The sequence below is a fragment of the Variovorax atrisoli 110B genome (genome assembly GCF_000382045.1).
GTDB classification, from domain to species: Bacteria; Pseudomonadota; Gammaproteobacteria; order Burkholderiales; family Burkholderiaceae_C; genus Variovorax; species Variovorax atrisoli.
In genome coordinates, this window is record NZ_KB907480.1 from 1 (window position 1) to 12,800 (window position 12,800).

General features: G+C 58.5%; 22 protein-coding genes. 3 read left to right on the forward strand and 19 right to left on the reverse strand.

Going from position 1 to position 12,800, the window contains the following annotated elements:
- Positions 1–399: 399 nt before the first annotated feature.
- The 3 genes from G369_RS36900 to G369_RS0134840 form a co-directional block, all read right to left on the reverse strand.
- Positions 400–759, reverse strand: coding sequence for a hypothetical protein (locus G369_RS36900; RefSeq protein ID WP_019658698.1), 360 nt, complete (start codon positions 757–759; stop codon positions 400–402).
- A gap of 119 nt (positions 760–878) precedes the next feature.
- Positions 879–1,523, reverse strand: coding sequence for an ATP phosphoribosyltransferase regulatory subunit (locus tag G369_RS0134835; protein ID WP_019658699.1), 645 nt, complete (start codon positions 1,521–1,523; stop codon positions 879–881).
- A 333-nt stretch (positions 1,524–1,856) separates the two neighbouring features.
- The gene (locus tag G369_RS0134840; protein ID WP_019658700.1) at positions 1,857–2,258 is read right to left on the reverse strand and encodes a hypothetical protein; all 402 of its coding nucleotides are present in this window, start codon (positions 2,256–2,258) and stop codon (positions 1,857–1,859) included.
- A gap of 514 nt (positions 2,259–2,772) precedes the next feature.
- On the opposite strand from G369_RS0134840, the gene G369_RS0134845 reads away from it, so the two are divergent.
- Positions 2,773–3,141: a hypothetical protein gene (locus tag G369_RS0134845; protein WP_157773882.1), complete on the forward strand. Its 369-nt coding sequence runs from the start codon at positions 2,773–2,775 to the stop codon at positions 3,139–3,141.
- 21 nt (positions 3,142–3,162) lie between these two features.
- Positions 3,163–3,480, forward strand: coding sequence for a hypothetical protein (locus G369_RS38960; protein ID WP_157773883.1), 318 nt, complete (start codon positions 3,163–3,165; stop codon positions 3,478–3,480).
- A gap of 148 nt (positions 3,481–3,628) precedes the next feature.
- On the opposite strand, the gene G369_RS0134850 is transcribed toward G369_RS38960, so the two are convergent.
- The 4 genes from G369_RS0134850 to G369_RS0134865 are packed head-to-tail and all read right to left on the reverse strand — an operon-like array spanning position 3,629 to position 4,874.
- Complete coding sequence (locus tag G369_RS0134850) at positions 3,629–3,856, reverse strand: hypothetical protein (protein WP_019658702.1); 228 nt, start codon at positions 3,854–3,856, stop codon at positions 3,629–3,631.
- A gap of 19 nt (positions 3,857–3,875) precedes the next feature.
- Positions 3,876–4,205, reverse strand: a complete 330-nt coding sequence (locus tag G369_RS0134855) for a hypothetical protein (protein ID WP_020723472.1) — start codon at positions 4,203–4,205, stop codon at positions 3,876–3,878.
- Positions 4,206–4,445: a hypothetical protein gene (locus G369_RS0134860; protein ID WP_019658703.1), complete on the reverse strand. Its 240-nt coding sequence runs from the start codon at positions 4,443–4,445 to the stop codon at positions 4,206–4,208. It lies immediately after the preceding gene.
- Positions 4,446–4,466: 21 nt separating this feature from the next.
- Positions 4,467–4,874 carry a hypothetical protein gene (locus G369_RS0134865; protein ID WP_019658704.1) on the reverse strand — a complete coding sequence of 136 codons (408 nt, stop codon included), beginning with the start codon at positions 4,872–4,874 and terminating at the stop codon, positions 4,467–4,469.
- Between the two features lie 88 nt (positions 4,875–4,962).
- Here G369_RS0134865 and G369_RS0134870 point away from each other — a divergent pair, with 88 nt between their 5' ends.
- Positions 4,963–5,736 carry an SOS response-associated peptidase gene (locus tag G369_RS0134870; protein ID WP_026346879.1) on the forward strand — a complete coding sequence of 258 codons (774 nt, stop codon included), beginning with the start codon at positions 4,963–4,965 and terminating at the stop codon, positions 5,734–5,736.
- Positions 5,737–5,851: 115 nt separating this feature from the next.
- On the opposite strand, the gene G369_RS0134875 is transcribed toward G369_RS0134870, so the two are convergent.
- From G369_RS0134875 to G369_RS0134925, 12 genes are all read right to left on the reverse strand, one after another.
- Entirely contained in the window at positions 5,852–6,316 is a 465-nt protein-coding gene (locus tag G369_RS0134875; protein ID WP_019658707.1) for a GNAT family N-acetyltransferase, read from the reverse strand.
- 94 nt (positions 6,317–6,410) lie between these two features.
- A complete protein-coding gene (locus G369_RS0134880; protein WP_157773884.1) occupies positions 6,411–6,953 on the reverse strand; it encodes a hypothetical protein in 543 nt (180 codons plus the stop codon).
- A 473-nt stretch (positions 6,954–7,426) separates the two neighbouring features.
- Positions 7,427–7,798 carry a hypothetical protein gene (locus G369_RS0134885; protein ID WP_019658709.1) on the reverse strand — a complete coding sequence of 124 codons (372 nt, stop codon included), beginning with the start codon at positions 7,796–7,798 and terminating at the stop codon, positions 7,427–7,429.
- A gap of 90 nt (positions 7,799–7,888) precedes the next feature.
- Complete coding sequence (locus G369_RS0134890) at positions 7,889–8,206, reverse strand: toxin-antitoxin system YwqK family antitoxin (protein ID WP_019658710.1); 318 nt, start codon at positions 8,204–8,206, stop codon at positions 7,889–7,891.
- Between the two features lie 87 nt (positions 8,207–8,293).
- Positions 8,294–8,776, reverse strand: a complete 483-nt coding sequence (locus tag G369_RS38965) for a hypothetical protein (protein ID WP_157773885.1) — start codon at positions 8,774–8,776, stop codon at positions 8,294–8,296.
- Positions 8,777–8,839: 63 nt separating this feature from the next.
- A complete protein-coding gene (locus tag G369_RS0134900) occupies positions 8,840–9,109 on the reverse strand; it encodes a hypothetical protein (protein WP_019658712.1) in 270 nt (89 codons plus the stop codon).
- A gap of 62 nt (positions 9,110–9,171) precedes the next feature.
- On the reverse strand, positions 9,172–9,585 hold the full coding sequence (locus tag G369_RS36905; RefSeq protein ID WP_019658713.1) for a hypothetical protein: 414 nt from the start codon (positions 9,583–9,585) through the stop codon (positions 9,172–9,174).
- 73 nt (positions 9,586–9,658) lie between these two features.
- The gene (locus tag G369_RS0134910) at positions 9,659–10,069 is read right to left on the reverse strand and encodes a hypothetical protein (RefSeq protein WP_019658714.1); all 411 of its coding nucleotides are present in this window, start codon (positions 10,067–10,069) and stop codon (positions 9,659–9,661) included.
- A gap of 102 nt (positions 10,070–10,171) precedes the next feature.
- A complete protein-coding gene (locus G369_RS0134915) occupies positions 10,172–10,624 on the reverse strand; it encodes a hypothetical protein (protein ID WP_019658715.1) in 453 nt (150 codons plus the stop codon).
- Between the two features lie 464 nt (positions 10,625–11,088).
- Entirely contained in the window at positions 11,089–11,553 is a 465-nt protein-coding gene (locus G369_RS0134920) for a GNAT family N-acetyltransferase (RefSeq protein WP_019658716.1), read from the reverse strand.
- A gap of 397 nt (positions 11,554–11,950) precedes the next feature.
- The gene (locus G369_RS38970) at positions 11,951–12,316 is read right to left on the reverse strand and encodes a hypothetical protein (protein WP_157773886.1); all 366 of its coding nucleotides are present in this window, start codon (positions 12,314–12,316) and stop codon (positions 11,951–11,953) included.
- A gap of 230 nt (positions 12,317–12,546) precedes the next feature.
- Positions 12,547–12,800, reverse strand: a 254-nt coding sequence (locus G369_RS0134925) for a hypothetical protein (protein ID WP_026346880.1), incomplete at its 5' end; no start/stop codon positions are given.

A 12,800-nucleotide genomic window follows, 5' to 3' on the forward strand; every position in this document is an offset into this window, starting at 1 on the left:
CGGTGATGCCCTTCGTCGACCGTCCTGGCGTCGAGCGACGCGAACAACGGCCTGGATTTACTGCGCCTCGGCAACGCCATTGGAGCCATCCCCTGGGCTCCGCGCCCCAGCCAACTTGGGCCACGCGTTCCGAATCCCCATAGGCTCGTAGCGTTGCCTGTCCTAAGCAGAGCATTCCGCGGTTTCCTCCTTAGAGGCTTGTCCAACACCTGCCCTCTGGCCGTTGTCGTGCGCGGGCTCGTGGCGTTGCTCGGGCAGGTATCGGACAACCCTTAACCGAAGCCGACATTCGATAGGACACAAAGCGGTCGCTCCAAAGTGCCTGCAACGCTGCCGCGCCGATCCGCTGAGGCATTGACTCGGCTGGCGGCTTAGCAAGTGCCCGTATTCCTTCGCGCCTTACCTAGAGGACTGGCTTTGCCCGTTCAGCAGCGCAGCGACTCTTTCCGCACCAGCAGTGAACCCACGTTCCCACAATACATCACGGAGAGTGCCAAGGTATAACTTCTCCTCAACGAGCACTTCATATCCTGGAGGACTGGCGAACGCCCAACCATAGATAAGAAGCGAACCGGTAGGAATATCAATGCCGTCAACCTCGATGTCATATTCGTCCAAGCCTTCCGGATAGATGACACCAAACCCGCCATCGCTATTGCCGTAACTCAGCCGTCGCTCAGCAAAGTCCGCCAGCTCCGAAAGCGTCGACCACTCCAGAATTACCTCTCTACATGCCGCGCTCGGCTCCGGGGCATCCATCTCTTTCCTCCTGTGAAATCGAACCATCGAAACGGATGGCTCCTTTTGGCCGACTGTAGCCCAAGCCACAATGGCCGCGCGAGGTCGCGGACGGGACTTAGGCTCTTCGGAGCTGACGTTTAGCTGTCGCCCCCGTTTGCTAGGCCTTGGCCCTTCAGAGCGAGCAGCAGCCTCTCTGCCCCTATCCCGAAGCCAGCTCCTTCCTTATACGCCCCACCTCCCATGACTTGTTGCTGCGCTCCCAGCTGCGGACAGCGAGCCTCGAATCCTTCGCCGTTCAGGTAGTAGCTTAGCCCTCGCTTTGCGAGTAAGTCGAGTTCGAACTCGAGACCCAATGAGGTCAGGAACGCAGCGCCAATCTCCCGACTTCGCGTAGCCGCACGGTCGGGCTCCGGACAGAGGAACTCAAACCCGAGCTGCACGAACTCGCGGTATCTGCCGGCCTGAGGGCGCTCGTATCGGTAGCACCGCGCAACATAGAACAGCATGCGCTCCTTTCGCCGGCCAAGCAGTTCCTTGCTGCGCTCCTGAAACAGCGCCGTTGCTTCGGGGATAAGGCAACAGGCGCGACCTTTCTTGTCTGGGAAGGTCCACATCTGGTCGATGACTTCACTGCCGCCGGCTTTGCTGACGAAAGTGTCTTGCGACCATAGAGCAGGAACAATTGCCTCTTCAGCTCCGGCTTCAGTGAAGCCAGCTCCGATAGCGATTCTCCAGGGCACGAGCCGCCGCTGCTTCTTGTCCAACGATAAATCGAGTTCCACGTAGCATTGTCATTCTGAGCTCCAAACAGGCGTAAAAAAGGCGCCATAGGCGCCTTGGATGGGGTCACATTAGTCAAAGAAGAATCATGACTTTTTGTGGCGAACACAAACCCTCCCGGCGCCAAACATGCGACCGTGGTGACGGCAAACGCCAGCGAAGAAGTTTTGAGTGCTCACACTTCATTGTGGCACAAGAACACGCTGTGGAGAAAATCGCGGATCTATTGCGGTTGAGAACGGCTCGTGGATGTCTGCTCTTGGCCGACTGTAGTCGCAGCACGGGAAATCGTGATGCCGTGTGACGCCGCCTTCGAGTTGGGCTTCGGGCCAGGCTCACTCAATAAACCAGCGCTCGATGAATTTTGAGAACGTGCCATCGGCATCCGGCTCGAAGCGCCCGCTCAAGCTGTCGACGCTGCCGAAAATTGTGCCCTCGTTCCGGAACTGAAAAGCCTCTTGCCCACCGGCAAAGTCATCGCCGATCAGAACCACATCTCGCAAACCGACTGCGGTGACATGATCAAAGATTAACGAGGGGGCCACTGGCTCTCCATAGACCGAATATCGAGCGTCTCCGATTGCACCGAAACCAACCTCGCAGAGGAACTGAACGTAGTCACTAGGTAGCTCTGGATATTTAGCAAGGAGAGCCGCTTTTCGCTCGTCCGTGATCAACTGAAGCGTCGATTCAGGGTAGTGATCTACGAGGTACTTGCGCAATTCGTTGTGTGTCATAGATGACTCGATTGAGGGAGGACCGCTTTCAGTCAAACTTTGGTTGCCCCCGCGGACGTCTGGTCCTGGCCGACTACGGTAGTTTGCGAGCATAAGTCCAAGTCCTGCTCCCGCCGCATAGTTGTCTTTCGCGGAGGGCGTAGCTGATACGCGACGAAGGGAGAATCGAGGCTGATTCCATGGCGTTCAACCGACGGTAATTGGGTGTTCTCGTGACCTTTGTTATCGCGAGTTGAAATGGAACTGCTTCCCGGGGAGCAGCGCGAAGGGCTCGAAGGCGGACCGCCATGTGGGTGAAGTAACGGCGGTGGAACTCACTGTGCTGGCGGCGCCATAGCCATGGTGGGCGCAGTCTACTGTTGGCATGCTCAGAGCCGCCTGCGCACTTCGGGCTCCGGCGCGGCACGGCGCGCCAGCAGCACGAGCAGCCGCACGGTCCGGCTCCTTGCATGGTGAAGTGCAAGTCTACGCTGAGGGGCTGAGGCAGGCCCGTTGCCTCACCGACAATGGGTTCATGCAATCCATTCGATACATTCTCACGGCAGTGATGCTTTCGACGGCTGGTCTAGCTCAGGCGGAGACAGCCATGGCCGGCATAGGCTCAGCTAGCTGCGACGTTTGGCTCGACGCAAGGAAAAAGCCGCAACAGGAAAGAGAGGCGATCATCGAAGGGTTGGTGCTTGCCTGGGTTCAAGGCTTTCTTTCGAGCAAGAACGCCACTGGGTCAAAAGGCAAGTCGGTCCTAGATGTGCCGCCCCCCACCTCGATAGAGTTGGTCATGGACAAGATCTGCGGGGACAATCCAGATTGGAAGATCTACATAGCTGCAGATACCTTTGCTACCGTCCTCATCGACCAGTATCGAGGCGGTGGCCGCAAATAGTCTGGCTGGGGAGAGAGAAGGATGAAAAAACTTACTGCGGCACTTTTGATTCTTTGCTGCTCATCGACTATGGCCATCGAGATACGTGGTGCAACCTCTTGCGGCGATTGGGCTCGCAGCAGGCAGAGCGCAAATCCAGCGGCTGGGCCAAATCAGCTCTGGATGCTGGCATATCTCTCCGGCTTAGCCTCCGCGCTTCACAAAGATGGCCTGAAGGGAACCAGCAACGCCTCAATTTTCCTGATCGCCGACGAGTACTGTCGCAAGAACCCTTCAGACCATCTCGACGACGCTGGGAATGAAGTCTTCCGTGAGCTGTTGAAGAAAAACAATCTCTGACAGCTACACCGGCAGGCGAACTCGCCGGGCGCCGCCGCTACTCCTTCAACGGACTGCGGCTGTCCTTTCGGCTTCAGGTGACGAGCTTGCATTCAGGTCGACCATGAAAAAGCCGCCTTACGGCGGCTTGGCTGATCGCTTCTCCAGATCACCCCACCGCCGGCGGCCGCCGGATCTCGACCGGCCCGATGCCGCTGTAGACGGTGGCGCCGTCCTTCAGCGAAGTGACCGTCCAGCGCTCGGCGCCGTGGCCAGGCGTGACCTTGTAGTCGCCCGGCGCGAGCGGCAGGGCGCGCTCTTCGCGCGCGGTGCTGCTGTACCAAGCCGGCGTGTAGAGGATGGTGGACTCGGAGGGGAAGATTTCAGCTTGGCTCATGGCAGGATTGTCTCTTTCGCTATGGACCGCCTTGCTCGACAGGAATCACCAGCCAGACCTGCCGATACTCTGCAGTGCCGTCGTTTCCGGTATCGAGCTCGATGCCGGAGAGCAAGAAGCCATTGCCCTTGTACGGCAGTAAGGTCGGATCCGTAATCCGTCCGGCTGAACGAGCTTGGGGCAGCCCCCAATTCTCGAACAACATCACTTCGGTGAGATTGCGCCCTGAATTGTTGTTGTCACGGTCGGACTCACGAATCTGCACGGACACACGCATCGGCGCTTCTCTCTGGCTGGATCTCAGTCGCAAGCCGTGGCGCATGAGGAATGTCACGTCCGCTAAGAACATCTAAGGCACCAGCGGCTCATCTTGGCTCTGTGGCTTCGGTAGAAGACCCGGCAGCTCATGCATCACCGCGCGAATGTGGTCACCGGCGTTGCGGTCCCAGTCGCCGTACAGGTCGCCGATGCGCGCGCAGCGCCCGGCGACCTCATCGGCGAAATCACGCAGAGTGGGACGCATCAATTCGTCCGGGCCGAGTTCACCGACCCTGCGCGCCATTTCCACCAGCTCAACCTCTATTTCCATCAGGTGCTCACTGGGGCAGGGCTAGAAGGGCAGGCGTCCATAGAGCGCTCGGATGCGGTCGCCAGCGTTGCCCTTTTTCGGGTGCCCGAACCCGTCGGCCGTGGCCGCGCACAGTTCGACGACATTGAAAGCGAATTCCTGCAGGGCAGGATCCAGCTTGTCGCCATTCATGATGATCTCGGCGCGCGTCGCCAGCTTCTCGAACTCTCCCGCAGGGTCGCGAACGAGGTCTTCGTGATCGGAGCTGCAGCTCTTGAAGTGGGCGGCGGCAATCTCTTGGGCAGGCTGGCCGCCGACGACCCGGTACAACGCGAGGCCTTGGGAGAACAGGTCTTCGTAGTCGCCATGGCCTTTGGCCAGGAGCAGCCACTCAGAGGCGAAGAGGGAGGCCCAGGCGACGGAGTCCGGCTGCGGGGTGATTTCAGGCATTTCAAGCTCCTAAAAGTACTGTATGCATGTACAGTATCTTCCCAGGGTTTATGACCGTCAACAGATTTCCCGACGCAGAATGTCAGTCATGTGTACTCGTTACATATCCCCCGAGGATCGCGAGATAGAGGCCGCCTGGTACATCGGCGCCCGCAGCGCCGAGCGCTGGCTGCGCAGCATGCGGCCGATGTACCCGGGGGCATTCATGCGCCGCGCCGTCGACAAGACGGAGTACGAGCGCGAGATCGCGGTGGGGCAGTGGTCGCTGATTCCAGCGTGGTCGAGCAGCCATGTCCCGACGGCGCCCCCGCGCAAGGGCGAGACGAAGGGCAAGGAGCTGGCCACGCACAACGCCCGCTTCGCTGGCATCGAGAAGAAGCCGGCCTTCAAGGACGCATGGAAGTTCAGCAGGCGCTGCATCATCCCGGCCTGGAGCTTCGACGAGCCGAACTGGGAGTCGGGCAAGAACCAATGGTGGCAGTTCCGCCGCGCGGACGGTCGGCCTTGGGGCCTGGCCGGCCTGTGGAGCACCTGGAAGGATCTGGAGACGGAGAAGGTGTGGGAGAGCTACACCATGCTCACGATCAATGCGAACCTGCACCCGATCATGTCGCGCATGCACAGGCCCGAGTTCGACAGGGCGACCAAGAAGCCGCTCGAAGTGCAGGACAAGCGCTCGGTGGTCGCGATCGAGGAGCACGACTTCGATCGGTGGCTGACGTGCACCCCTGAAGAAGCGCGCGAGATGGTGCAGCTGATTCCGGTTGACCTGATTGACGCAGGGCCCGCGGCGGAACTGCAGCCACGTGGCGACGCAGTGGAGGCTGTGTCGAGCGCCGATGCCGAAGATCTGCCGTTCTAAGGTCTCGTCGACTTAGTGGACAGGCATGGACACCACTTCATGCGCTGCCTAGCGGTGCAACAGCGCCGAACAACGCCGGTATTGAATGACCGGTCGTGGCCGATTGCTGCGTTTGCTATGCGAAGACTGTTGTTGGGGGCTTTGCCACAAACCCTCGTTCGACATCCCCTTTGAATCCAACAGACTCGTACAAGCCGTGAGCCTCTGAACGCTGCATGCCGGAAAGGAGCATCACCTTACAGCAGCCAGCTTGCCAAGCCTCCATCAACGCGAACTCCAGCAATCTGCGGCTGAGCCCACGGCGCCGGAATCTGGCCGCCGTCACAACATGTTCGATGACACCGATGGGCCTTCCGCCACTCGCAAGGTTGGCCAACGTGGCCAGCATGCAGGTGGAGGCGACCTCCTCGTCGCATTCGGCCACCAGCACCATGGATTGCGGGCCTTCCGCGACCTCCCTCCAAAGTAACTCGAGGCGATCATTCGCAATCGGAGGGTCATGGGGTCTCAACTCGCGATAGAGCGCGAGAACGGCGGGTGCGTCTGCGGCGGCAGCTTTCCTGACTGTGATGCGCGTCATATGCGGTTGTTAGTGCGCCTTCGTCGAAGGTGTGGTTCTGGCCGACTGCGAAGGACGTTAGACGCTTCCCGATTCATCCTCGCCAGCAGCAACATCACTTTGTACCTGCGTAGATCATGGCAAGGCCCTTGAGAAATTCGTCCAGCAAAATCTCCGTGTTGCCTGTGCAAGTTTCACCGATCATTTTCGAGTCGCAGTGGCTAGGGAAGTGCGTGGAAGATACATAGTTCAAGGTCCTTATGCTCACTGCTGGCCTGTAGTCGAAGTGCGGGCTCGGTTTGACTTCGATTGTTCCAAGTCCCCATCCTGTCTCGCGCAGTGGGGCGTAGCCGGATTCGCATTGGGCACGTGCCTCCTCCTCTTTCCCGGCAGGAGTCCTGCTGGCGATCAAGGGATCCTTGAAGTACGCATACGTTGAGTCGCCGGGCGCCCCGGCCTTGACCAGTAGCACCACGTATCGGTTGCCGATTCCACGTCCACTGAAAGGACTGAAGGAGATCATGCTGCCCACCGAAGGGCCCTTCACCGTCGACCGCACTAGAGCCTCGTAAATGGCGCCGCAGCGCTGCCCAACGCTGGCCATTGCAAGTCGCCCCTCGACGATTTCCACCTCAGCAACAACGTCTGCTTGCGCCATCGCTTGGTCCAAGTCGATATATATGGACGTGGCTAAGCAAGCTTGTTGTGCAAAGGCAAGGATTGCCGTGAGTACAAGACTTCGGATCATGCAAAGCACCTTGTTCGTGACCAGGTTCACAAAAGACCTTCGACGCGGCAACCGCTGCGGCTTGGAATCGCAGCCGAAGAAGATGACACTTGCATCTCGCCGTCCACTCCTTAAGGGGGCAATGAAGGCTTGGATTTGGTTGCAATGTACCTAGCAAAGTAGCAGTTGCGCGCCACAATGATGGAATATTAAGCTGCCGTGACGAACGACCGCTTCTGGCCGAATGTAGCTCGACAGGCTGCCTGCGCAAAAAGCTCAAAGCAGAAGTACAGCACGCTCTAATGCGGACCTTCGCCACCCTGGAATCTCAAGGCATCGTTGGCTGCTCAATACCGTAAGTGCATGGCGATGACACCTTGACGTAGTCTCCTGAAGACAATTGGTCAGGGCGTAGCTTGTTGGAGGAGAGCCTGGAACGCCAGAGAGAGGTCTGCGCCGTGCACAAGCATGCGGTGCAACTCGGACTTATGTATGTCCACATAGTGGCCAACTGGTGTTCCCCACATGAGACGATTTGCCTCAACCTGAAGTTGCTGCTTTGGGTCTTCGAAGTGCATGAGCACCTCGCCAGTTTGAAGGCCGCAGATCTCGCATCGAAAAAGGTGGCGAACCGGCATCTTCGCGACAAACGCGCGCCGCATCGAGCGGCACTGTTCGACGAGTTCCGCCTGCATTTCGTAGTGCCTTTGCGGCGCGCAGACATCGGCCACTTCCAGTAGGTCGGCAAAGGACAGAAGTGCCTCTTCCTTGGTCATATCGCTCCTCCTCTGTGGTCGGAGAATTTTGCCCCATCCTTTGCTCCTAACGCCGATTCAAGACGAGGTTCGAAGGTCCGGTTTTGGCCGTCACTCGCCGTAGTCCGTGCTCGGCTCTTCGGTGCCGTCAGGCTTCCAGAATCGCCAAACTCTGACTTCTTGGCCTGCGCGGTAGTGGCCCTCGGCGGCAGGCTGCCCGTTCGGATGGAGGTCGCGCCAGAGGCCGTCCTCCTTGCCATCGACGTACTGCCCTTCGGACGCCACCGTGCCATGCTCGTGGTAAGCAACGAAGAGCCCATGTCGAATCCATCGGGTTTTGTCAGGTGCCATCACCCTCGCGTAGCGGAATTTGATGGCTCCCGACTCGTAGGGAATCTCGGCGATGTTGAGGTCAGCTTCGATGGTCATGCTAGGGGCGTTGGCGCGAATTCGCGGGCGGGCGGGAACGTCCGGTGTTGGCCGACTGCAGTTGTTTCATCCAACGAGCGTAGAGGCCTACTTGCTGATTTCGTTTGACATGCCCAAGGGAATGTAGTCCTTGCTCATGACCACCTTCAGCGCCTCCCTCTCCGACTCTGACATGGGCGCAGCAGACTTGATGTTGATCTGCTCGGTGAGTTGAGCGTTGCATGCCAAGGTCACTTCGTCTCCAACTGCCGTTCCGGGCGGTCGAGGGCGATTGAATACGTCCATTGCCACCATGGCTACCAACTCCCTTGAGAAGTCCGGAACCTCCGGATTCGCCATCGCCTTGTCGAGCCCCAAACGAAGTTCCTCCAGACTCATACCCGCAGACCTCTTTTCATCGGCGGCACTCGCAAATCGACCCAATTCAGTGCAGATGCTCCCGCGGGACAGCATTGCTACCGACAAGGCCGACTCTGCTGCGAACAGACTGCGGAAATCTTGTGCTGCCACCTGCGGCAGGAAACAAGCGGGGACGAGAAGCAAAGCGGCTTGAGTGATTCTGCTGATCATTTCTTCTGGGTAGCACGGCTAGGCGTCGTGCGCGTCTGCTATTGGCCGGATGCAGCGGTTCAGCTACTGGCCGTTTTGCGAAAGTTCCGTTCTAACTTGCTGCCAGTCCTCCCAGCAGTGCTCGGGCCTGACGTCGCTGTAGCCGCGTTTTTCCTCCATCGCCAGCGCATGGCTGTATCGCATTCTCATGCACACCGATTTGTCGCGAATGGCGTGCACCTCAACCTCAGTGAGCGGAGAACCTTTGGCGCGTTCCTGTTGGTGCAAGACTGCAACAAGCGCCGGAATAAATACCAAGCAAAGCGGGTCGTCGTCAAGCGATTGTTCGTCCATGGCGGCTGATGTTGATGTGTGGCACAAAGCGGATGTCGGCTCTTGGCCGCAAGGCGCTAATGCTAGCCGCCGCGAACACCGATGGCGCTCCGGAGCCGGCCAAGGTCCGGCGCATTGGACTCGACGAAGAAGAGGTCCTCGGTCACACCCGTGACGTTGTCGGCAATGCCAATGACGAATTCGCGGGCGAATGTCGAGTGCAGCTTCGCCAAGTACCTGGCAATGCGCTCAACGTCTCCGAACCACCCATCAGGCTCGTCACCTGTGTCTGGCAGTGCCAAATTGAGGCCAAGGTCCCAGTCGGGCAAGTCGTCAGGGTGACTGCCGGACACATCGGTCTTCTGGTTCACCACGGTCGGCCTTGAAGTGACCCAGCCTGGCGCTGCGGCAAGCTCGACAAGCCTTTCCTCGATAGGCGCGGCGACGTCTTCTAGGTCAGAGCCGTCTACGTACGCATACAGGGTGTGTCGTTGCATGGCCTTACTGGAAGGTGGGACGGAAGGTCCGGTTCTGGCCGACTCTTGCCGGATACGAACCTGAGCCTACTCGTCAAAGTTGCGGCGCAACCTCGACCAAGGCCGTTCGATCCAAGTCGATTCGGTCAAGCAGGAGCCGCAGCGCGCGACATTCGTTCATCACAGCATCCTCACTCATCCCACCGCAAGAGCTATCCGAGAGGAGGTCACGGATTGCAGCGACAAGTGCTGGCTCATCGGCCTCGCGCAAAACCTTCAGGAACGGTGTTGACCACTGAAACGCGAAGCTACCCGACGGATGGTCCGAGAACACGATGTCGCCGAAGACTGAGACATCGCCCAATCGCCGTGCGAAGAGCTCCCAGTATCCGAAGTCCAGCCCATTGACTTCGTGCACCTCGTAGGGGACCTCTTCACTCTCAACATGATCTACAAGTGAAGAAAGACCGACATTGGGAACTAGCAGAAGCATCGAGCCAATCATGTTTGTTCTCCCTTTAGTTACCGGACTCAACGCCCGTTCTTGGTCTCATGGTCAAAACCGTGGGCCGCTTCCAAGTGACCGCTTTTGGCCGACTGCAGGCGGTCAAGGCGTCTTGGGCAAGTATCCCCGCATGGTCGCGTTGAAGACGGCGCTCGCTGCTTGTCGGTCAGGCTTGGTCACCATCAAGGCGCTCTGAATCTTTCGCGGCGTGACGTGGCCGACGTACAGGAACATGGCCTCACCTTGGACCTCGGCGACGTAAGAGGTCTCCAGGGAGTTACCTGCCGAGTGCATTTGGACGGTTCGACGCAGCGTCTCGACGCGACCGGGGTATTGTTTTTCGTGCGCGGCAATTCGAGCATCCAGATTGTTCGCCGCGACAGCCTCAGCCTTGTCTTGAGCAATCACCAGAAACTGCACGCTGACGATGAGGGACGCGCCCAGTTCCTCGGAATGAAAGGCGACTGCTGCCGGGTCAGGGTTCGCGTACTGCCTCCAATGGTCCGGCAGTTCGAGCATGAATTCGTTGTACGGATAGCGGTGCATCTGGCTCATGGTTGTCGTGCGAATGTACCCAACGGCCGGACGCCGATGCCGGCACTGGGAAACAAAGCTGGGAGGTCGTGGCGTACTTCCGCTTCTGGCCGGAAGCTGGCTACCGAGGTTGAGTCTCGAACTCCAACAGTTCGATGTTTGAACCCACAGGAACCTCGGCATCCGCAAGCCCGACAAATGTAATCGTGGCCGGCGCGTCCATGGGCGTCACGGCTGCTACGGATGCGAAATGCTGGGTCACTGAGCCATCTGGCAACGTCAGTTCGACACGCAGGCGGACCGCCTCACGATGAGGCCGCGGTCGAGGCATCGGAAATGACGAGACAGCGTTTGCCAGCACGACGTATGGACAGTCCAACGTCGCTGCCAGCGACGAACGGCCCCCGCGTAGTGGTATTAGTTCGGAAGCGATGACTCGGAATTGGACCGGCATGATGAGTGACTGGTTCTGGCCGGGTCCGGTCCTATCTGGCTCCGAGGTTCGGTGGCGGGGCCTTCACAGCAAAGGCCTGCTTGTCGTTGCGATTGAAACCGACTGCCTCATAAAACTGGAAGGTAGCTTCATCTTTCCTGCCGGTCATCAGCATGACCTTGTAGCAGCCTTGCGACCAGGCAAAAGATAGGGCCTCGACAAGTACCGCCTTGCCGTATCCACGTTTGCGATGGTCTGCGTGGGTCACGACGTTTTCGATCACGGCATATGGCCTGCAGCCCCGAGTGAGATTGGGGACGACAGTGATAGTGCAGCTGGAGACAAGCTTCTCCGCTGTGTAGACCCCGAAATACCTATAGCGCGAGTTGCCTACTAGCTCCTGCCATATAGATTCAACAGCGGCAGTATCAGGCAACGGATCATCAATGTCGTGAAGATGCTGGTACAGGGCCAGCAGGCTCTTGAGTTCCGAAGGGGCGATTTGTCGAACTTCCATACACCTCCCTTGAATTGTCAACCCGCGACGAAGGGCTGGTCTTGGCCGAACTCAGTCTATCTCCCTTGTGGCAGGTCGCGTTGATAGCACACCGTCCCCGAGGGCCGCACTACCAGGCGCCACGACGGATTTAGGCTGGTTGCCTCCACCAGCCCGTTGAAGTACGCGACGAACTCGTCTCGCCTAGACCACCTATCAATGCAATCTTGGTGGGCGCATCCGTCATAGAAGTCCCCGAAATCCGAGAACATCGGGACGAGGTCTGGGAATCCAAGGACACTACGCTCGGATCCAAGCGGTTCATTGCAGACGGCGCAGTTCGTGAAAGGCGTGCAAAGGCCCATTATTTCTCTCGGTGGACAGACGCTTCGAAGGTCAGCTCTTGGCCGGAGGCTGACTAACATTGGTGGGCGGCCTTTACCGCCTCGAGCTGCGCGATCGATATTCCAGGTGCGCCGTAATTGAGCCAAATCTCGAATTCTGTGGTGTGCGCGAAGTAGTGCCTCCTGCCTTCACTGGCTGTCTGAGAGCTGGTTCCGAACCTAGCCGTGAACTCAAGATGATCCTGTACCAGAGACACTACGTGCAGCGTCCTTTCACAGAGCTTCCACTCCGATGGATATGTGACGTCAGCATCGTCGTCGAATTCTGGACGGTTGAATCTTGAAGCACCGAACAATATCAGGCGTAGCTCTTCGCCATGGCCCGCTTCTACAAGATGCTTGATGAGCGCAATTTTCTTTTGTCTCAGTTCTGTTTGCATCTGAATGTCCGGTGTTGGCCGGGTTCAGTCAATCTTCGCCCCGCTCCGAAGTAGCGCCAGTTTGAGGCGGTTGATGAACCTCGCCCATGTCGACTGATTCTTCAAAGTCTGCATTTTCCCCGCCCGTTTTTGAGATCTAAGAACTGAACTCTGCTGAGGAGCGACTGTACCTGGCCGAATTTTTCCGGACATGTCGAACGGCTGGTGTTGCCTGTGATACCGCCCCGAACTTAGCGAAGATTTGCCCCTGCGATCCTGGCTCGGCTTTCATCGGACAGCATCGGCGCGATATTCATCAGTGCGTGCCACTCGCCCTCACCGAAATTCTCGACGCTCTCGGATGGTGACATGTTCATCTCACGGCACGCCTGTAGAGCGGTCAGGCCAATTACAAGAAAAGCGGCCGTCATCGCGCGGCCCGCATCGCTGTTGGCCTCATACAGGGTCGACCGGAAGGGCAAGTTCGCTTCGCCATCGATGTATT

Bases quoted from the DNA above. Each gene is read 5' to 3' on its own strand.
- G369_RS0134875 (WP_019658707.1), bottom strand. From the start codon at position 6,316: ATGACGCGCATCACAGTCAGGAAAGCTGCCGCCGCAGACGCACCCGCC.
- G369_RS0134865 (WP_019658704.1), bottom strand. From the start codon at position 4,874: ATGCCTGAAATCACCCCGCAGCCGGACTCCGTCGCCTGGGCCTCCCTC.
- G369_RS38960 (WP_157773883.1), top strand. From the start codon at position 3,163: ATGAAAAAACTTACTGCGGCACTTTTGATTCTTTGCTGCTCATCGACT.
- G369_RS38965 (WP_157773885.1), bottom strand. From the start codon at position 8,776: ATGATCAGCAGAATCACTCAAGCCGCTTTGCTTCTCGTCCCCGCTTGT.
- G369_RS0134850 (WP_019658702.1), bottom strand. From the start codon at position 3,856: ATGAGCCAAGCTGAAATCTTCCCCTCCGAGTCCACCATCCTCTACACG.
- G369_RS0134885 (WP_019658709.1), bottom strand. From the start codon at position 7,798: ATGACCAAGGAAGAGGCACTTCTGTCCTTTGCCGACCTACTGGAAGTG.
- G369_RS0134840 (WP_019658700.1), bottom strand. From the start codon at position 2,258: ATGACACACAACGAATTGCGCAAGTACCTCGTAGATCACTACCCTGAA.
- G369_RS0134855 (WP_020723472.1), bottom strand. From the start codon at position 4,205: ATGTTCTTAGCGGACGTGACATTCCTCATGCGCCACGGCTTGCGACTG.
- G369_RS0134860 (WP_019658703.1), bottom strand. From the start codon at position 4,445: ATGGAAATAGAGGTTGAGCTGGTGGAAATGGCGCGCAGGGTCGGTGAA.
- G369_RS0134920 (WP_019658716.1), bottom strand. From the start codon at position 11,553: ATGGAAGTTCGACAAATCGCCCCTTCGGAACTCAAGAGCCTGCTGGCC.
- G369_RS0134845 (WP_157773882.1), top strand. From the start codon at position 2,773: ATGCAATCCATTCGATACATTCTCACGGCAGTGATGCTTTCGACGGCT.
- G369_RS0134870 (WP_026346879.1), top strand. From the start codon at position 4,963: ATGTGTACTCGTTACATATCCCCCGAGGATCGCGAGATAGAGGCCGCC.
- G369_RS0134915 (WP_019658715.1), bottom strand. From the start codon at position 10,624: ATGAGCCAGATGCACCGCTATCCGTACAACGAATTCATGCTCGAACTG.
- G369_RS0134890 (WP_019658710.1), bottom strand. From the start codon at position 8,206: ATGACCATCGAAGCTGACCTCAACATCGCCGAGATTCCCTACGAGTCG.
- G369_RS36900 (WP_019658698.1), bottom strand. From the start codon at position 759: ATGGATGCCCCGGAGCCGAGCGCGGCATGTAGAGAGGTAATTCTGGAG.
- G369_RS0134880 (WP_157773884.1), bottom strand. From the start codon at position 6,953: ATGGCGCAAGCAGACGTTGTTGCTGAGGTGGAAATCGTCGAGGGGCGA.
- G369_RS0134900 (WP_019658712.1), bottom strand. From the start codon at position 9,109: ATGGACGAACAATCGCTTGACGACGACCCGCTTTGCTTGGTATTTATT.
- G369_RS36905 (WP_019658713.1), bottom strand. From the start codon at position 9,585: ATGCAACGACACACCCTGTATGCGTACGTAGACGGCTCTGACCTAGAA.
- G369_RS0134910 (WP_019658714.1), bottom strand. From the start codon at position 10,069: ATGATTGGCTCGATGCTTCTGCTAGTTCCCAATGTCGGTCTTTCTTCA.
- G369_RS38970 (WP_157773886.1), bottom strand. From the start codon at position 12,316: ATGCAAACAGAACTGAGACAAAAGAAAATTGCGCTCATCAAGCATCTT.